16 protein-coding genes are annotated in these 15,464 nt (G+C 59.5%); 6 read left to right on the top strand and 10 right to left on the bottom strand.

The features are described from left to right. The first annotated feature begins 20 nt into the window (after positions 1 to 20). Entirely contained in the window at positions 21 to 527 is a 507-nt protein-coding gene (locus ACYJRZ_RS16775; protein WP_459460713.1) for a hypothetical protein, read from the top strand. Positions 528 to 605: 78 nt separating this feature from the next. Here the strand turns inward: ACYJRZ_RS16775 and ACYJRZ_RS16770 are convergent, their stop codons facing one another. Further along, complete coding sequence (locus ACYJRZ_RS16770) at positions 606 to 1,874, bottom strand: FAD-dependent monooxygenase (protein WP_459460711.1); 1,269 nt, start codon at positions 1,872 to 1,874, stop codon at positions 606 to 608. A gap of 39 nt (positions 1,875 to 1,913) precedes the next feature. Here ACYJRZ_RS16770 and ACYJRZ_RS16765 point away from each other — a divergent pair, with 39 nt between their 5' ends. The 3 genes from ACYJRZ_RS16765 (at position 1,914) to ACYJRZ_RS16755 (ending at position 5,233) form a co-directional block, all read left to right on the top strand. Further along, complete coding sequence (locus ACYJRZ_RS16765) at positions 1,914 to 2,396, top strand: MarR family winged helix-turn-helix transcriptional regulator (RefSeq protein ID WP_459460709.1); 483 nt, start codon at positions 1,914 to 1,916, stop codon at positions 2,394 to 2,396. A gap of 129 nt (positions 2,397 to 2,525) precedes the next feature. After that, positions 2,526 to 4,109 carry a diguanylate cyclase domain-containing protein gene (locus tag ACYJRZ_RS16760; protein ID WP_459460707.1) on the top strand — a complete coding sequence of 528 codons (1,584 nt, stop codon included), beginning with the start codon at positions 2,526 to 2,528 and terminating at the stop codon, positions 4,107 to 4,109. Between the two features lie 161 nt (positions 4,110 to 4,270). After that, positions 4,271 to 5,233 (top strand): S1C family serine protease, encoded by a 963-nt coding sequence (locus ACYJRZ_RS16755; protein WP_459460705.1) that lies wholly within the window; start codon positions 4,271 to 4,273, stop codon positions 5,231 to 5,233. A gap of 55 nt (positions 5,234 to 5,288) precedes the next feature. On the opposite strand, the gene ACYJRZ_RS16750 is transcribed toward ACYJRZ_RS16755, so the two are convergent. The 6 genes from ACYJRZ_RS16750 to ltnD form a co-directional block, all read right to left on the bottom strand. Next, entirely contained in the window at positions 5,289 to 6,065 is a 777-nt protein-coding gene (locus tag ACYJRZ_RS16750) for an SDR family oxidoreductase (protein WP_459460703.1), read from the bottom strand. Next, positions 6,062 to 7,048 carry a D-erythronate dehydrogenase gene (denD, locus tag ACYJRZ_RS16745; protein WP_459460701.1) on the bottom strand — a complete coding sequence of 329 codons (987 nt, stop codon included), beginning with the start codon at positions 7,046 to 7,048 and terminating at the stop codon, positions 6,062 to 6,064. Before denD ends, ACYJRZ_RS16750 begins: the two co-directional genes overlap by 4 nt. Positions 7,049 to 7,147: 99 nt before the next feature. Then, positions 7,148 to 7,912 (bottom strand): hydroxypyruvate isomerase family protein, encoded by a 765-nt coding sequence (locus tag ACYJRZ_RS16740; RefSeq protein WP_459460699.1) that lies wholly within the window; start codon positions 7,910 to 7,912, stop codon positions 7,148 to 7,150. Between the two features lie 2 nt (positions 7,913 to 7,914). Continuing rightward, on the bottom strand, positions 7,915 to 8,565 hold the full coding sequence (otnC, locus tag ACYJRZ_RS16735) for a 3-oxo-tetronate 4-phosphate decarboxylase (protein ID WP_459460697.1): 651 nt from the start codon (positions 8,563 to 8,565) through the stop codon (positions 7,915 to 7,917). After that, a complete protein-coding gene (gene otnK, locus ACYJRZ_RS16730; protein ID WP_459460695.1) occupies positions 8,562 to 9,836 on the bottom strand; it encodes a 3-oxo-tetronate kinase in 1,275 nt (424 codons plus the stop codon). Before otnK ends, otnC begins: the two co-directional genes overlap by 4 nt. Before the next feature lie 3 nt (positions 9,837 to 9,839). After that, the gene (gene ltnD, locus ACYJRZ_RS16725) at positions 9,840 to 10,748 is read right to left on the bottom strand and encodes an L-threonate dehydrogenase (RefSeq protein WP_459460693.1); all 909 of its coding nucleotides are present in this window, start codon (positions 10,746 to 10,748) and stop codon (positions 9,840 to 9,842) included. Between the two features lie 169 nt (positions 10,749 to 10,917). Between ltnD and ACYJRZ_RS16720 the strand changes: the two genes are divergently transcribed. After that, a complete protein-coding gene (locus ACYJRZ_RS16720) occupies positions 10,918 to 11,916 on the top strand; it encodes a LacI family DNA-binding transcriptional regulator (protein ID WP_459460691.1) in 999 nt (332 codons plus the stop codon). A gap of 696 nt (positions 11,917 to 12,612) precedes the next feature. Beyond that, on the top strand, positions 12,613 to 12,999 hold the full coding sequence (locus ACYJRZ_RS16715; protein WP_459460689.1) for a hypothetical protein: 387 nt from the start codon (positions 12,613 to 12,615) through the stop codon (positions 12,997 to 12,999). Between the two features lie 141 nt (positions 13,000 to 13,140). Here the strand turns inward: ACYJRZ_RS16715 and ACYJRZ_RS16710 are convergent, their stop codons facing one another. From ACYJRZ_RS16710 to ACYJRZ_RS16700, 3 genes are all read right to left on the bottom strand, one after another. Then, positions 13,141 to 13,584, bottom strand: a complete 444-nt coding sequence (locus ACYJRZ_RS16710; protein WP_459460687.1) for a VOC family protein — start codon at positions 13,582 to 13,584, stop codon at positions 13,141 to 13,143. Positions 13,585 to 13,767: 183 nt separating this feature from the next. Further along, a complete protein-coding gene (locus tag ACYJRZ_RS16705; RefSeq protein ID WP_459460685.1) occupies positions 13,768 to 13,989 on the bottom strand; it encodes a hypothetical protein in 222 nt (73 codons plus the stop codon). 274 nt (positions 13,990 to 14,263) lie between these two features. After that, positions 14,264 to 15,367: a helix-turn-helix domain-containing protein gene (locus tag ACYJRZ_RS16700; RefSeq protein WP_459461257.1), complete on the bottom strand. Its 1,104-nt coding sequence runs from the start codon at positions 15,365 to 15,367 to the stop codon at positions 14,264 to 14,266. Positions 15,368 to 15,464: the final 97 nt, after the last annotated feature.

The following is a 15,464-nucleotide window of genomic DNA, read 5'->3' as shown; positions in this document are numbered from 1 at the left end:
TGACGTCGATGGGAGGTCACGTGGAAAGCGAAACGCAATTATCTGGCAGGATCACATTCCTGATCGTCGGTTCCCTGTTTCTTGCCATCACCATAGCTATGGGAGCCTTGGCGCTTCACCTTTATCGGACCTACGCAAACGCGACCGCTATGGCAGCATGCACGGTTTTCTCCTGGGGCTTCGGCAGCATGCTCATATCGATGGCACTCGTCTTTTTAACCTCGAGAAAGAAGGTGCAGGGCAGGGTTCGCACCAGGCGCGGCAAGGTGACAGTCAGGCTCGGTAATAGGTCCCAGGGCTCCAATAGTCACGTGACCGGCAACGGCATCGAAGCCGAAGGCGAGGCAGGGGTGCCTATCACCAGCATAATTCCCTCGCTCTTCCTGATCGCCTCCTCGATCGGCTTGGCGCTTCTCGGCCTCTTCCTTTTCGGCCGGCACCGGCTGGATTTTATTGGATCGGGAATGTTCATCGCATTCGTGATCTATATTGCGAATTGGAGCAGGCAGGCATGGCCGCGCGAATAGCGCCCTTCTGCCGAAAGCGGTTTGGAAGCTTCGCCGATTCTTCCAACCTCCTAAATCGGCCTCAGCAGACGACCGATGTCAGGCTGCATCCTTGCGACCACTTTCGGTCGAGGGATTTGCCTCGAGCGGATCGAGATCCACCCGATATGCGAACAATCTACGGCTAACCCTGACGGTCAACGGAATAAGCACGGGTAGAAGCAAATCTCGCATAAACAGGCTAAGCCGGCTGTTTTTTCGTTTCCTGGAAGCGTTTTGCCGAGTGAGTTTCACCACGCGTGCAATGCGCGGGCGCCGCAGGGTTTCGTAGCGGGCAAAGGCCGTGCCGTAGTCGAGTGTCGCTGCGAGACACGACGACAAGACTACCGCATCTTCTATCGCCATCGAGGCACCCTGGCCGGCATGCGGGCCGATGGCATGCGCGGCGTCGCCGAGCAATACGACCCGGCCGCTCGACCAGACCGGAAGCTGCGGCATGTCGAAGATGGGATAGCTGCGTTCGATCTGATCAACCGCCTGAAGGATCGATCTGTTGCGTTCGGGATCGTCGGCATGCATCTGGCGAACGTGAGCGGCCAGTGCCGTCGGTTCCAATGCGCGGACCGCGTCCGGCGTGTCGGCAGGGAAGGAATCGAACCAGTAGACAGGATGGGAAGCCGTCTTGATGTAGCCGAAGAAAGCTTTGTCGCCGAATGTCATGCGCATCACGCCATCCGTATCCGATATGTCGGCATCGACGACGCCGCCTGTGCCGATCAAGCCGGTAAATTGCGGCAGGGGATAATTCGGAAATATCTGCGTGCGCACGAAGGACCGCAGTCCGTCGGCGGCAACGAGTAGGTCGACCGCAATGCCTGTACCTTCGGAGAAATTGAGCGTTACGGCATGTGCATGATTGTCGACCTTGGTCACGCGACGGCCAAATTGCATGATGATGCCTTCGGCTTGGCACTTTTCGATCAGGATGCCGGTGAGAACGCCACGCCTGATGGTAACGGCGGGTGTGCCGAATGTCGCCAAATGATCGCTCTGGTCGACGAGTGCGAGCCTTTTGCCGCGCGCGTTGCAGAGTTCGATGGCGCGAGTTTCCAATCCCTGGCGCAATACGTCTTCGTAGCAGTCCACTGTGCGCAACCCGTTCATGCCGTTGGACGCGAGCGTCAGAAACTCCCCTTCGGACAAGGCAGCGTCCTTTGAGCGGGCTTCGAACAGCACCGGACGAAAGCCGAGCCTTGCCAGCCGGAGCGCAAGCACAAGCCCGCCAATGCCGGCGCCGCATATGCCGATCGTTACCGCATGGTTTGTCACTCGATTCATGCTTGCGGCAGGATCGTCAATGGGGCACATTGGTTCTTCCTTCTAATAGTTTGATAAATGAATTATTTGATGATCAAACAAAAGTCAAATGAAGACGAGCATCGTCTGGTGGAAGCCATCAGCCTTGCCTGCATGCGCTGGCAGGAGGCGACAGAGAGCTTCGACGAAACCTTCGGCAAATTGCATGGGCTTAACAGCGCCGAGCGGCGCTGCCTCAGCGTGATCATGCGCGCGCCGCAGCCGGCAAACGCCGTCGCCAAGGCCATCGGCCTTGCGCCGCCATCGGTTACGGCCTTGATCGATCGCCTTTCGGCGCGCGACCTTCTCCATCGCGTTCCCGATCCGAACGATCGACGTCGTGTGCTGGTGGCGCCGTCCGAGAAGGCGATCAGGCTGGGGCGCGAAGCCTATGGCCCGATCGAAGAGGCGGGCGCGCAGATGCTCCAGCAGTTTTCCGAGGCGGAAAAGCAGGTAATCTTGCGCTTCGTCACGCAAGCCATCGAAATGCAGGAGCGGGAGCTCGAACGGCTGTTGCAGCAGAACAAGGGCTGATTTCGATCGCCGGCGGACGAGGCGCCGATTTTAGGAGCGCGATACGACTTGTCATGAGCTAGGGCATTTCTTTACTATCCGAAGTTATAATTTAGCTTGGGAATAAATTTGAAGGCTCACTAGGAGAAGATGCTGGACGCGGAAATCGTCGCATTCCTGGAAGCTTGTCCGATGGCGGCACTTGTGCTCGACGCCGTCGGCACGATCGTCTTCGCCAATGCGGGAGCCGTGGAGCTCTTTATCCTTTCAGATGGGCCTCACGACCTATCCGTCTCGGATTTGATACCGGAATGGCCACTGCCGGGCGCTGCCTCGCAGCCATTGCTCGTGACAGGCGCCGGCCATCGACGGGACTGTCGGGTTAACGTCATGACTTGGCCTTCGGGGTCAGGAAGGCTGACGGCGGTTCTTATCGAACCAGCGAGCGAAGACCGCCATGCCGCGGTGGCGGCGAGAGAGGCCAATCTGCGCCTTCGATATGTGATCGAGATGCTGCCGGAAGCGGTCTGCGTCTTCGATGCGAGTGATAGCTACGTTCTGTGGAACGAGAAATATGCGGAGCTTTATCCGGATATCGCCGATCACCTCAAACCAGGCATCGCTTTCGAAGATATTCTGAAGATCAGCCTTGCCAGCGGCCGCATGCCCGAGGTCGTCGAAGACAAGGATATGTGGCTAAAGCAGCGCATGCGAAAGTTTCGCCAGCCGGTTTCACAGGAGGAGCAGCAGCTCAAGGATGGGCGATGGCTTCGGCATGATGATCGGCGCACGCCCGACGGCGGGGCCATCGGCATGCGGATAGACATCAGTGAGTTGAAACAGCGCGAAGAGCGGTTGCGCCAGCTTTTCGATGCCAATCCGATGCCGATGCTCCTGTGCGATGGAAGCAGTCTGGAGATTCTTCAGGTCAACGGGGCAGCCACCGACTTCTATGGCTCTTCAAAAGCGACACTGCTCTCGCGAAGGGCGTGCGACATGCATGTCGAGAGCGAGGCGGATCGCTTTGCAGATGGGCTTCTCGAACTCGAAGGCGATTGCGAGGCCAGAACCGTCTGGCGACAAAGAGTCGCCGACGGGACGGAGCGCCACGTGCTTGTTTACGTTCGATTGCTCCATGAAGGCCTAGAACGCCGCCTCCTGCTGACCATCGCCGACGTCAGCGATCGCATTCTCGCGGAGGCCGAAGCCAATCGTCTGGCACGGCACGATATGCTGACCGGATTGCCGAACCGGATGTGCTTCTACAAGGCCCTCGATGAAGCCTTGAAGATGAACAATGGAAGTGGCGTCGCTGTTTTCTGCCTTGATCTCGATGGGTTCAAGCCGGTCAACGACACTTTCGGACATGCTGCCGGCGACGAGGTTCTCAAGATGGTGGCTGAGCGGCTGCGTGGTGCGGCCAGAGGCCACATGGTTGCGCGCTTGGGCGGCGATGAGTTTGCCATCCTTATGACCGGGGGAGTGGACGATATCGCCGATGTGGCGAAGGGTTGCATTGCTGCGTTCAAATCCTCCTTTCGCATCGAGGGCGCCACCGTCGATATCGGTATCAGCATCGGTGTGTCGGCGGCGCCGGAGAATGGCGAGAACGGAGAAGTTCTGATTCAGGAAGCGGACCGTGCCCTCTACCGAGCCAAAGCCAACGGCCGGAATACATGGTGCACGGCGAGCAGCGACCACCGCCAACAGGCTATTTCAGGGCGCATGAGATAAGACGCGGTTCAGAAGCGCACGGGTATATGTGGCTCTTGAACTTGGCTTGATCTCTCCTCATTTCAGTAGCCACTGTTTCAATCTGTCGAACCGACAGCCTCCTGCTTTTCAACAGTTGCTGCCGTTCCTCTATGCGACGCATCCGCGTCGGGGGAGTTTTCATGGGCTTCATTGATCGTGACATCCAGCCGTCATCCGATGCCGGGCTGCTGGATGCCTATTCGCAATCGGTATCGAGTGCCGTCGATCTCGTCGGGCCTGCCGTCAGCCGGATCGAGCGTTTGGGTGGCCGCGCCGGGCATGGTTCGGGCTTTGCCATTTCGCCTGATGGCCTGGTCGTCACCAATAATCATGTCGTTGACGATGCCAAGGCCGTGCGTATCAAGACCCCGGAGGGGGCAACCGTCGAGGGAAGGGTGCTGGGGCGCGATCCGGATACCGACCTCGCTCTCATTCGCGCCAATGACTGGCCGGGCAATTGGGCGAGACTTGGCGATTCCAAATCGCTAAAGCGCGGCCACATCGCGATCGCGATCGGCAATCCCCTTGGTTTTGAATGGACGGTCACGGCCGGCATCGTCTCGGCGCTTGGCCGCTCCATGCGCGCGGCGAGCGGAAGGCTGATGGAAGACATCATCCAGACGGATGCCGCCCTCAATCCCGGCAATTCCGGCGGTCCGCTAGTCTCATCGGCGGGTGAGGTGATCGGCGTCAATACCGCCGTCATCCAGGGGGCGCAGAGCATCGCATTCTCGGTCGCCTCGAACACGGCCAAGCATGTGGTGTCCGAAATCCTGCGTTTCGGCCATGTCCGGCGCGCCTATATCGGCATTGCGGCCGACACGGTCGAACTGCATCGACGTATCGCGCTTGAGGCTGGTGTCACGCATTCGACGGCCGTGCGGCTGCGCCGTGTCGAGAAGGATAGTCCGGCCGAAAAGGGCGGACTGCAGGAGGGGGACTACCTGCTTGCTATCGACGGCCAGGCCGTATCCGGCATAGACGATGTCGTGCGGCTGCTCGATGGCGACAAAATCGACACCGAGATCGAAGTTTTGATCTTCAGCGTTGGCGGCCTGATCGAGCGCAGGCAGGTCAAGCCTTCGGCACGACCTGCTATCTAACGAATAGCTTAGCCATCAAGACGGCAGCATCGCACTCGCGGTGCTGCCGTTCTCTTTATCCTCTGCCGACAAGCGGCATCTTCGTTGCCATGACAGTCATGGAGAGAACGTTGGCATCGAGCGGCAGCGTGGCCATGTAGACGACGGCGCGGGCGACATGCTGTGCCGAAATCGTCGGCTCCGCTGCCGTTTCGCCATTTGCCTGCAAGACGCCGGCGCTCATCCTCGCCGTCATGTCGGTGGCGGCATTGCCGATGTCGATCTGGCCACAGGCGATATCGAAGGGACGGCCGTCGAGCGCCGTCGATTTTGTGAGGCCGGTGATCGCGTGTTTCGTAGCCGTATAGGGCGCCGAATGCGGCCGCGGCGTCGTTGCCGAGATCGAGCCGTTGTTGATGATGCGGCCGCCTTGCGGCACCTGCGCTTTCATCAGGCGAAAGGCCTGCTGCGTGCAGAGGAACGCGCCGGTCAGGTTGGCTCCGACAATGGCATTCCATTGCTCGAAACTCAATTCCTCCATTGGCACGGCCGGCAGCCCCATGCCCGCATTGTTGACCAGAAGGTCGAGGCGGTCATAGCGGTCGGCGATCACATCGAAAAGGCTGCGGACCGATGAAGGGTCGCTGACATCGGCTGCAATCGCAAGAAACTCCGCCCCGGTCTCCTCCGAAAGCTCACGGGCAGCTTTTTCGAGAACGTCCGCACGGCGCCCTGAGATGACGACCTTGAAGCCTGCCGAACCGAGCGCCTTGGCGATGGCTCGGCCGATGCCCGTCCCACCGCCGGTCACCAGCGCGATTGCGTTTTGTGCGTTCGATGACGCCTCCGTCATGCGACCCTCCCGTCCAGTTCGTCTTCGATATGCGCTCGCAGGATCTCGTCGAAGCTCTGTTCTGCCTTGAAACCGAGATCGTTCGCGCGCTTAGCGTCGAACTGCGTCGCCCAGCCGGAAACGATGCGCTCGATCACCGGATCGGGCTCGCGGCGGATCAGCGCAGTCGCTTTGTCGCCGCCGACACGGCGCAGCGCATCGATCTCATCGGAAACGAGCGCCGAAAGCCCCGGCATGGTGAGATTGCGCCGCGGCCCCACCTTCGCCGTATCGAGCGTTGCCGCATGCACGAAGAAGCCGACCGCCGCTCGCGGGCTTGCAAACCAGTGGCGCACCGTATCGCTGACGGGCAGAACAGCCTCTTTGCCGACCAGCGGCTCACGCAGGATGTTGGAAAAGAAGCCCGAGGCAGCCTTGTTCGGGGCGCCGGGTCGAACGCAGATGGTCGGCAGCCGGATGCCGATGCCATCGAAAATACCGCGACGCGAGTAGTCGGCGAGCAAGAGTTCGGCAATCGCCTTCTGGGTGCCGTAGCTTGTCAGCGGCGCGGTCAGGAATTCGTCACCGATGACCTCGGGGAAGGGGGTGCCGAACACGGCAATGGAGGAGGCGAAGATGACGCGCGGGGTGTAGACGGATTTCAGTCCCTGCTGACGGATGGCTTCGAAGAGAGCTCGCGTGCCATCGAGATTGACGGAGTACCCCTTGTCGAAGTCGGCCTCGGCCTCGCCGGAGACGATGGCGGCGAGATGGAAGATCATATCCGGACGGTCTTCGATGAGTTTTTCCGCAACACCCGCTGTCGCAAGGTCCATCGTCAAAGCCTTGGACACGGATTGAAGCGCCTCCGGCACCGGCGGCTGGAAAGCGTCGACCAGCGTCAGGCGATCGATAGCCTTGCCGAGAATCTTCGGCTCGGCGGCGATGCGGTTGACAAGCTTGCGGCCGACCATGCCCGCAGCACCCAGGATCAAAACATGCATATCGGATTTTCCTCCCAATAGGCTGACATTAATGTTCGGGAGACTTCCCGACTAAATCTCTCTAAAGGCCGCTAGCCATCTTGGATGCCGGACGCTCCGTCATTTGTATGCTCGCAGCCAGACAAGCCCGGCATCCGTCGTGGTTGCCGGCCGATATTCCGCACCGATCGGCCTGTCATAGCCAAGCTTTTCCAGAAACTGCAGAATATGACGATAATCAATCTCTCCGTGGTCCGGTTCGTGCCGATCCGGCACGGCAGCGATCTGAATATGGCCGATTGCCGCCATATGATCCTGTAGCCTGCGGGTCAGGTCGCCCTGCATGATCTGGAGGTGATAGCAGTCGAACATCAGCTTGAGGTTCTCGGCACCGACCGCGGCTATGATGTCGAGTGCCTGATCCGCCGTCTGAAGGAAGTAGCCTGGCGCATCGCGATGGTTGAGCGGCTCGATGAGGATGATCGCTCCCACCTTGCTGGCGCGTTCGCAGGCATAGCGCAGATTGGAAATGAAGGTGGCCCGTGCGTCATCGCCGGCCGCCTTGCCTGCCATCACATGCACGTTTCGCGCTCCGATGGCGTCTGCATAGTCGAGCGCCTGACCGATGAGCAGGCGGGCTTCTTCCTCGCGTCCCGGAATGGCGGCAAGTCCATTGTCACCGGCCGCGACGTTGCCGCGGGCGGTATTGAGGCCGAGCATTGAAAGACCAGTCTCCTCCAACGCCTGACGCACGGCTTCAGCGGGCGTGTCATAGGGATAGTGGCATTCCACGGCATCGAAGCCGGCAGCCTTGGCGACGCGGATGGCGTCGGGAAGGGAAAGCTCCTGCCACAGGAATCCCAGATTGGCCGAAAAGCGCGTCATCTTCAGTCCCATTCCACATCATAGATTCGGACGAGATCGGCGATCTGCTCATCTGTCAGCAGCGAAGGATTGGCCCCTCGCGTCAGTATGGCAAGCTTTGCCGTCTCTTCCAGTTCTTCGATCGCATAGACAGCCGCTTCCAGATCCTTCGCCGAAACGACAGGACCATGTGCCGCCAGCATCACTGCGCTGCGCTTGCCGGCTAGGCCGCGGATGGCATCGCCCATGGCAGGATCGCCCGGCATGAAATAGGGCAGGAGTTTTACTTTGCCGAGCTTCATGATCGAATAGGCCGTCAACGGCGGCAGCATATTGTCGGCATCGACGCCAGGCAGGATCGAGAGTGCAACCGAGTGGCTGGAATGAAGATGGACGACGGCGCCGGTCTTCTTCGGCCGTGTCTCATAGAAGGCGGCATGCAGCGGCATTTCCTTGGTCGGCTTGTCCCCGCCGATCAGACGTCCTTTGTCATCGAAGAGCGAGAGGCGAGCCGGATCGAGGCGTCCGAAGGAACTGCCCGTCGGCGTCACCAGCAGTCGCCCATCACCGAGGCGCGCGGAAATATTGCCGGAGGAGCCGGCGGTCAGGCCGCGGTCGTAGAGCGACTTGGCCATCGTACAGATCTGTTCGCGCAATGCGGCTTCTTCGCTCATGTCGGCCCCAATCTGTCGAAAGCGTCCGTAAAGAAGGTTTCCTCGCCGAAATTGCCAGATTTTAGAGCTAAGGCGACTGTTTCATCCCCAAGGGTCGTGAAAGTCCAAGGTACGCCGGGTGCGATTTCCGGTCCGATAGTCAGATGCGCCGCGCCGAGCGCCTGCGTGATCGCGCCGGAGGTCTCTCCGCCGGCAACGACGAAGCGGCGCGTGCCGTAATCAAAAGCGGCGCGGGCGATTTCGGAAAGCGCGTTCTCGACCACCTGGCCTGCCTTGTCTCGACCCAATCGCTCTTGCGCCTGCCGCACCTCGTCGGGTTCGGCGGTGGCATAGATGAGCTTCGGCGCATCGGGGGATTGTTGACGCAGCCATTCCAGCGCAGCGGCGGCGCCGTCCTGCGCGAGCGCGATCGGATCGAGGCGCAGGCTGGCGACCTTGCCGGCATAGTTTGTAACCTGCCGACGCGTCATGGCAGAGCAGCTGCCGGATAGAACGATCGAGCCGCCGGTGACCTTTGGCAGTGCCTGTCGATGTTCGAGGGAGCTGACGAGGCCCTTTTCTATATAAAATCGCGGAAGCTGGCCGGCAATCGCGCTGCCGCCGGTCAGCAGCGGCATGTCGAAGGATGCTGCGGCGATCGCAAGGAGATCATCGTCGCAAACCGCGTCGACGACGACATGCCGGATACCTTCGCCGATCAGCTGCTGCAGTCTGGCTTTCAGCGCTGCCGCTCCTTTCGCGACAACGTTGCGGTTCGCGAGGCCGACCGAACTCGCCACCTGCGGCGCTAGAAGCCGTACAAGGCTTGAATCGCGCATCGGCGTCAGCGGATGATCCCTCATCGGACTTTCCGACAGAAGCTGCTCACCAACGAACAGATGACCCATGAAGACGCTGCGTCCGTTTTCCGGAAAGGCGGGGCAATAGATCGTCTGGGTCGCGCCGGTCTCGGCCATTAGCATCTCGGCGACAGGACCGATATTGCCGTCGGCCGTGCTGTCGAATGTCGAGCAATATTTCCAGAAAAAGCGACCGACCCCGGCGTCCTTCAGCCAGCCGAATGCTTGCCGGGCTTGTTCCAAGGCGATATCGACCGGCGACGTTCGGCATTTCAGGGCGATGACTTCGAACGCCGCCATCTCGCTCGGGTGGCGTCTGTCTTGCGGGATGCCGATCCGCAGCGAAACGGGCAGTCCGCTGCGCGCGAGCAGCGCGGCAAGATCGGTCGCTCCGGTAAAATCATCGGCAATGCAGCCAAGCAGGAGCGTCATGGCCTAGTCCTTTACACCCGGCAGGCTGGCGCCGCTTCTGGCGGCCAGGATCTTCGCAACCGCGGCGTCATCTTCCAGGCCCAGACCCGCCTCCGATGCTTCCACGAAGAGGTTGAGCGCCGTGGTGGCGAGCGGAGTGACAGCACCGGCTTTGTCGGCTTCAGATGTCACGATGCCGAGGTCCTTGACGAAGATATTGATCGCCGAACGCGGCGTATAATCGCCGGATACGATGTGCTCGCCGCGATTCTCGAACATCCAGGATGAGCCGGCGGATACGCGGATCACGTCATAGAGCGTTTTCAGATCGATGCCCGCCTTGGCGGCAAACGTCATCGCCTCGGCTGTTGCGGCAATGTGCACGCCTGCCAGCAACTGGTTGATCATCTTAACCTGCGAGCCGGCGCCGGGGCGATCTCCCAGTCGAAACACCTTGGCCGAGATGGCTTCGAGCACTGCGGAGGCTCGTTCGAAAGCTTCGGGGGTGCCAGATGCCATGACGGTGATTTCGCCCGCAAGCGCGCGCACGTGACCACCGGAAACGGGGGCATCGACGACGAGCATGCCTGCTTCCTCCAGTCTTTCGGCAATGGAGATCGTCGCGCTCGGGGCCATGGTGGTGCAGAGCAGGAATACGGTCGACGGCCGTGCGTTTTTCAGCGCTCCGTCCTGCCCGAAAAGCACGTCTTCGACCTGTTTGCTGTTGACGACATAGACTAGGATCACGTCGGCATCCTCAGCCGCAGATGCCGGCGTCGTACAGGGCGAACCGCCGTTCTCGGCAAAACGGGCGAGGACCTCGTCGCGGACATCGCAGCCGCGCACGGCAAAGCCCGCTTTCAGAAGGGAGAGAGCCGCGCCCCAGCCCATGGATCCCAGGCCGATGACGGCGGCCTTCCTCGTGTTCTGCACGGTGTTACCTCTGTGATTTTTAACCTATGTTACCGATACCGGTATCGGTAACATAGCGATATTCTCACAGCAATTGTCAATAGGCTGATGTTTGCCTTTTCATGGAAACATTCTATGAAGAGAAGCGGCATCGGGCCAGCCGCCATGGAACATCGAGGGTTGCTTGGGGATGCGCAAACCCACTTTGGAAGAAGTCGCGATCGAAGCGGGCGTCAGCAAGATGACGGCATCGCGTGCGCTTCGCGGTGTTGCCGACGTTTCCAGCGAGACGCGTGACAGAGTGATCGAAGCGGCGACGCGGATGAACTATGTCGGCAATAGGCTGGCGCTCTCGCTATCCTCGCAGCGCACCAACCTGGTCGCCGTCGTCGTTCCCAGCATGTCGAACATTGTCTTCCCTGAAGTGCTTGCCGGCATTTCCGCCGGGCTTGACGGTTCCGGCATGCAGGCCGTCTTCGGCATATCCGATTATGATGCCGCCAAGGAGCGCGAGATCATCCGGGACATGCTCTCCTGGCAGCCTTGCGCCATCGTCGTCACCGGTCTCGATCAGCCGGAGGAGACGGTGGAATTGCTTCGCCACGCCAATATCCCCGTCATCCAGCTCATGGATCTCGACGGCACGGCGATCGACTTCAATGTCGGATTGTCTCATGGCGCGGCGGGCGAAGGTATGGCCGAAGCGCTGATTGCGGCCGGGCGAAGACGGTTCGGTTATGTTGGCAGTGCTCTGGCAAAGGATCTGCGTGCGGCCAAGCGCAAGGCCGGCTTCGAACGCGTCCTGCATGCGCACAGCCTTGGGTTTGCGGAGCAGCGGATCGATGATGCCTTTTCCTCGATCGCGCTCGGCAAGAGGCTCACAACATCGCTGCTGGCAGCGGTGCCGGATCTCGATTGCATCTATTATTCCAATGACGATATGGCGAGCGGCGGCTTATTTGCCTGCATGGAACTGGGGGTTGTGGTGCCCGGTAAAATCCTGATTGCCGGCTTCAACGGGCTGGATCTGGTCAATTCCTTGCCTGCGCCGATCGCAACCTCCTGTTCGCCCCGGCGTGCTATCGGTGAGGCTGCGGCGCAATTGGTGCGCCAAGCCGTTGGGACGAACCGGGGTAGTCTGCAAAAAACCATAGCGTTCGAGCCGGCGATCGTGGGAATTGACAGTTAGGATTTAAGCCAAGATTGCCTCGTCATTGGAGGATGTAGGGATAGGAGCAGCGCAAGAGAAAGTTGTCATTTCGGATGCGCGACACTAAGCTGTGCCGCATTGAAGGGTTGGCAATTCATGCATGATGATTCGATCCTACCGATAGAGCTCGCCGTTTCGCTTGGCTTGTTATGCAATATCGGCGCTCCGCTTCTGGCCTTTTGGTTGGCGGGAAAATTGCCTCAGTTCCGCCTCTGGGTTCATAGCGCCGCTTTCCTTGCAGTCCTGGCTTCGCCGTTGACGGCGATGATGCTCGGCTTGCCAGATCTGCTTCCCGAAGAGGATGAGAACCCTAGTGCCCAATTCGCCTTTCTGCCGCTGATTGTCGAGACAGCCATCATTGTGGTGCTCTATTGTCTGGCAGGGGCGATGCTTCTTTCCCAATCCGTTCATTCCGCAATCACCGATTGGCATGGGGATGCGCGGCTTTCGCAAGGGTCTTCGCGTTGCCGTCGCAATGGTACATCTTCCTCTTTCCCACCCAAAGGTTCCAAGTCACAATAAATGTTGTTCAGCCGATGCCGGGTCGGCGGCGATCCGAAGCTTGCGCGAGCCTGTGACAGCGCGCGATCTGGTTCTGGCCATGTTCAGGCAGAGTTCATGCGAATCGGCGTATCTCTATTTTCATCCGAAGACAGGAAGTTGGGGGTAAGAGAAATGCTCGAAGGTTTGGTACGGATATCGCGTGTTGCCGTGGTCGGATTGGCCGCATTGCAGCTGATGACCTCTGCAGCCGCCGCTCAGTATTACGGTGGCGACGACGGTTATGCACCGCCGCCCTGGCAGCGCGATGACGGTCGCGACTGGAGAGGGCCGCCACGCGATCGTGGGGATCGTGACAGAGGCTGGGACCGTGGCAGAGGCTGGGAACGCGATCGGGGTTGTGACAGGCGTGACCTGATGCGCGCTGCCAGGGCGGAAGGCTTCCGTCGCATCGATTCGATCGATAGCAACGGGCGCCGAATTGTCGTTCGTGGCTGGAATGACGGCGGCCCCGACCGCATGGTCTTCGCCAATCGCCGTGGTTGCCCGGTTATCGACTGACGCTCAAGTCGACATGTGAGCGAAGCCGAATTTGGATCGGCCTCCGCTTACTTGGCCGCAGGGTAAGCTCTCGCCTGGACGCAAGGAATACCCATGCCGCACGCATTAATCATCTTTATGATGATCATATGCGGTCACCTTTCAGGCTGCGGCAACTCTCGATTTTGCGGCAGCGACATTGCTGCGATGTTCAGATTGAGATTTGGCAGGTGTTCTGATGGAGGCATCGTGCGAGTTGACCTGGAATTGCCAATATATGCCCCAGGGATCTCTCACTCCGCCGCGATCATCCGGGCGACCCTTCCCGAGTGCATCACGCAAACGGTCCGCCTCCCCTTCCGTCGCGCACTCTACGGTGATGGAAGAATTATGCTCCAGGGAATCGAATGGCCCTGCCTCGAATCCCATGTAGGAACGGTTTCCGAGCTTGAAACCCGCAAATTTTACGCTGCCAGCCGGTCCATTCGGTTGGTCGGTCAATATGTTTGAAACCCATCCAGCGTCCGAGCCAGGGATAAGCGCCGTATAGACTTCTATCGCTTTTTCCATATCCCGGCGAAACCAAAGATGCTGCCTGACCTTCATCGTGTTGCTCTCATCAAATCCTGGATGGCGATCGGCATGAAGGAGCTATGCCTGCCGTTCGCTGAATAAAAATCATGCCACCGATGACCCGCTTCTTATGAGCGGTGCCACCGGCGGCATGCTGAAGAGTTGCTTATAGCCGTTCGCGCTCACCCCTGCGGAGCGCCGACGGACGCCGCAACACTATTTCTCCGCAACTCTACCGGCGAGAGCCATCACATAGTCGTCGGCAATATCGGCCAAGGTCAAGGCAACCTCAGGCTCGTTCCAACCGGCGGCGACCACCGTTTGAACGAAATCGCGAAAAGCCAATTCAAGTACTTCTTCGCGCTCGACTGCACGGTATGGGTCGGTGACGGGATGCTGCGGCTTGCTGATCTCTATTGTTTGGCGAGTAGATACCATTGCTGTTTTCCCTAAGGCTTGCCCCATGGACGCAGGGTACATTCACCAAACATTGGGGCTTCGGTGTCTGAGCGACTATTCCCTTTCGTTTTAATGGGTTACCTGCCGCGTGTCGTTAGCCATGCATCCAGAAACTTGCAGCAGCGTCCATTTTCGCAATTGCTGAAGTGCGGTGTTTCCGCTTGTCATGGATGAGCGCATGACACAACCTCGCGCAATAGAGCGTTTTGGTTGCATCTTTCAGAAGATCTTGAGGTGCGCTATCTGCAATTATCTAATGATAATAGCCGAGAGTTTTCAACCACTCCTCGAAAGAGTGGCCGTTGTCGGATGGCGCCGGCGAGACGATCTGCCCGATATAACGTGGGATGGTAAGGTTTCTGGCCTCGCGTGGGCTATAGCCGAATTCCTTGCCGAATGCGCGGCTGAAATGCGCCGCCGAAGAGAAGCCGACGGCAAAGGCGATGTCGACGATCTGCTCGCGATTGGCAGGATCGCTGAGCGCCGCATGTGCCGACAGAAGGCGGCGGCGCTGGATATAGTGATGCACCCCGCCATACTGTTCAAAAATCTGATAGAGTCTCGTGCGTGATACGCCAAGCTCGCGGCATATGCGTTCGGCGGTCAGATCGCCTGAAATCAGGTTGGCTTCGACGAACCGCCGCACCCGTTCCGTCAGGGCGAGGGCGCTGTGCTGTTCTGTGCCGGTCGATTGAGCAGCCGAGGTCGAAACGGCAGCCACGATCATGTTGCGCACCGTCTGGACGACATGAGGTAGATCAGTGGCTGCGAGACGCGTGAGATTGTCTTCGACGCTATCGAGAAACTCGATCAGCATGTTGGTGAAGACGCCGGAAAGAGCAATATTATTCTCGATCTCCACCGGTGTGGGAACGTCGAACAGCAATGCCCTCGGCAGAAAGAGCGAGAGGCCCTTCGCCTCGGTCGAGCGCCCACGAAAAGGGCGCCCCAGCGACCGTAATTCCACCTTGCCAGGCTCGCCATCCAGCACATGGCCATCGACTTCCGTCCAGGTGCGGCCGCTGCTCAACACCGAAATATGCCAGTGATCGATATGATTGGCTTTCACTTTTGCCTGAGAACGCATGTAACTATGGGGCGGCGCATCCTGCTGGACGATGAGCATGCCGCCAAGATTCCACGCTATATGGTCTGCTGGAAAGCCGGCCGTGGGAGAGACATTATCTGGCAGCCGGACGTCGGCCAAGGGAGCGACATAGGTCTGCCAAGCGGCAAATTGATCGCCTGGTTCCATGCCGCGTGTCGAAAATTTCAATGGCTGCAAGGCGGGCGGCAGCAGGGCTTCTTCCGTCGCTGCCTTCTCCGGCCGCGGAAAGCGCCGCCGTTCGGCCTGCATGGATTTTCGGTCGCCGCGCCATGACTGGCCTTGCGCCTCGTCTGTTGCAGATTGGGATCGGTCCTCGCGCCGCAAATCAGACAATCAGGTCTCTCCG

The sequence above is a fragment of the Rhizobium sp. No.120 genome (assembly GCF_054558365.1).
The sequence above is the reverse complement of the archived record's forward strand: the minus strand, read 5'-3'. Positions and strand labels throughout refer to the sequence as shown.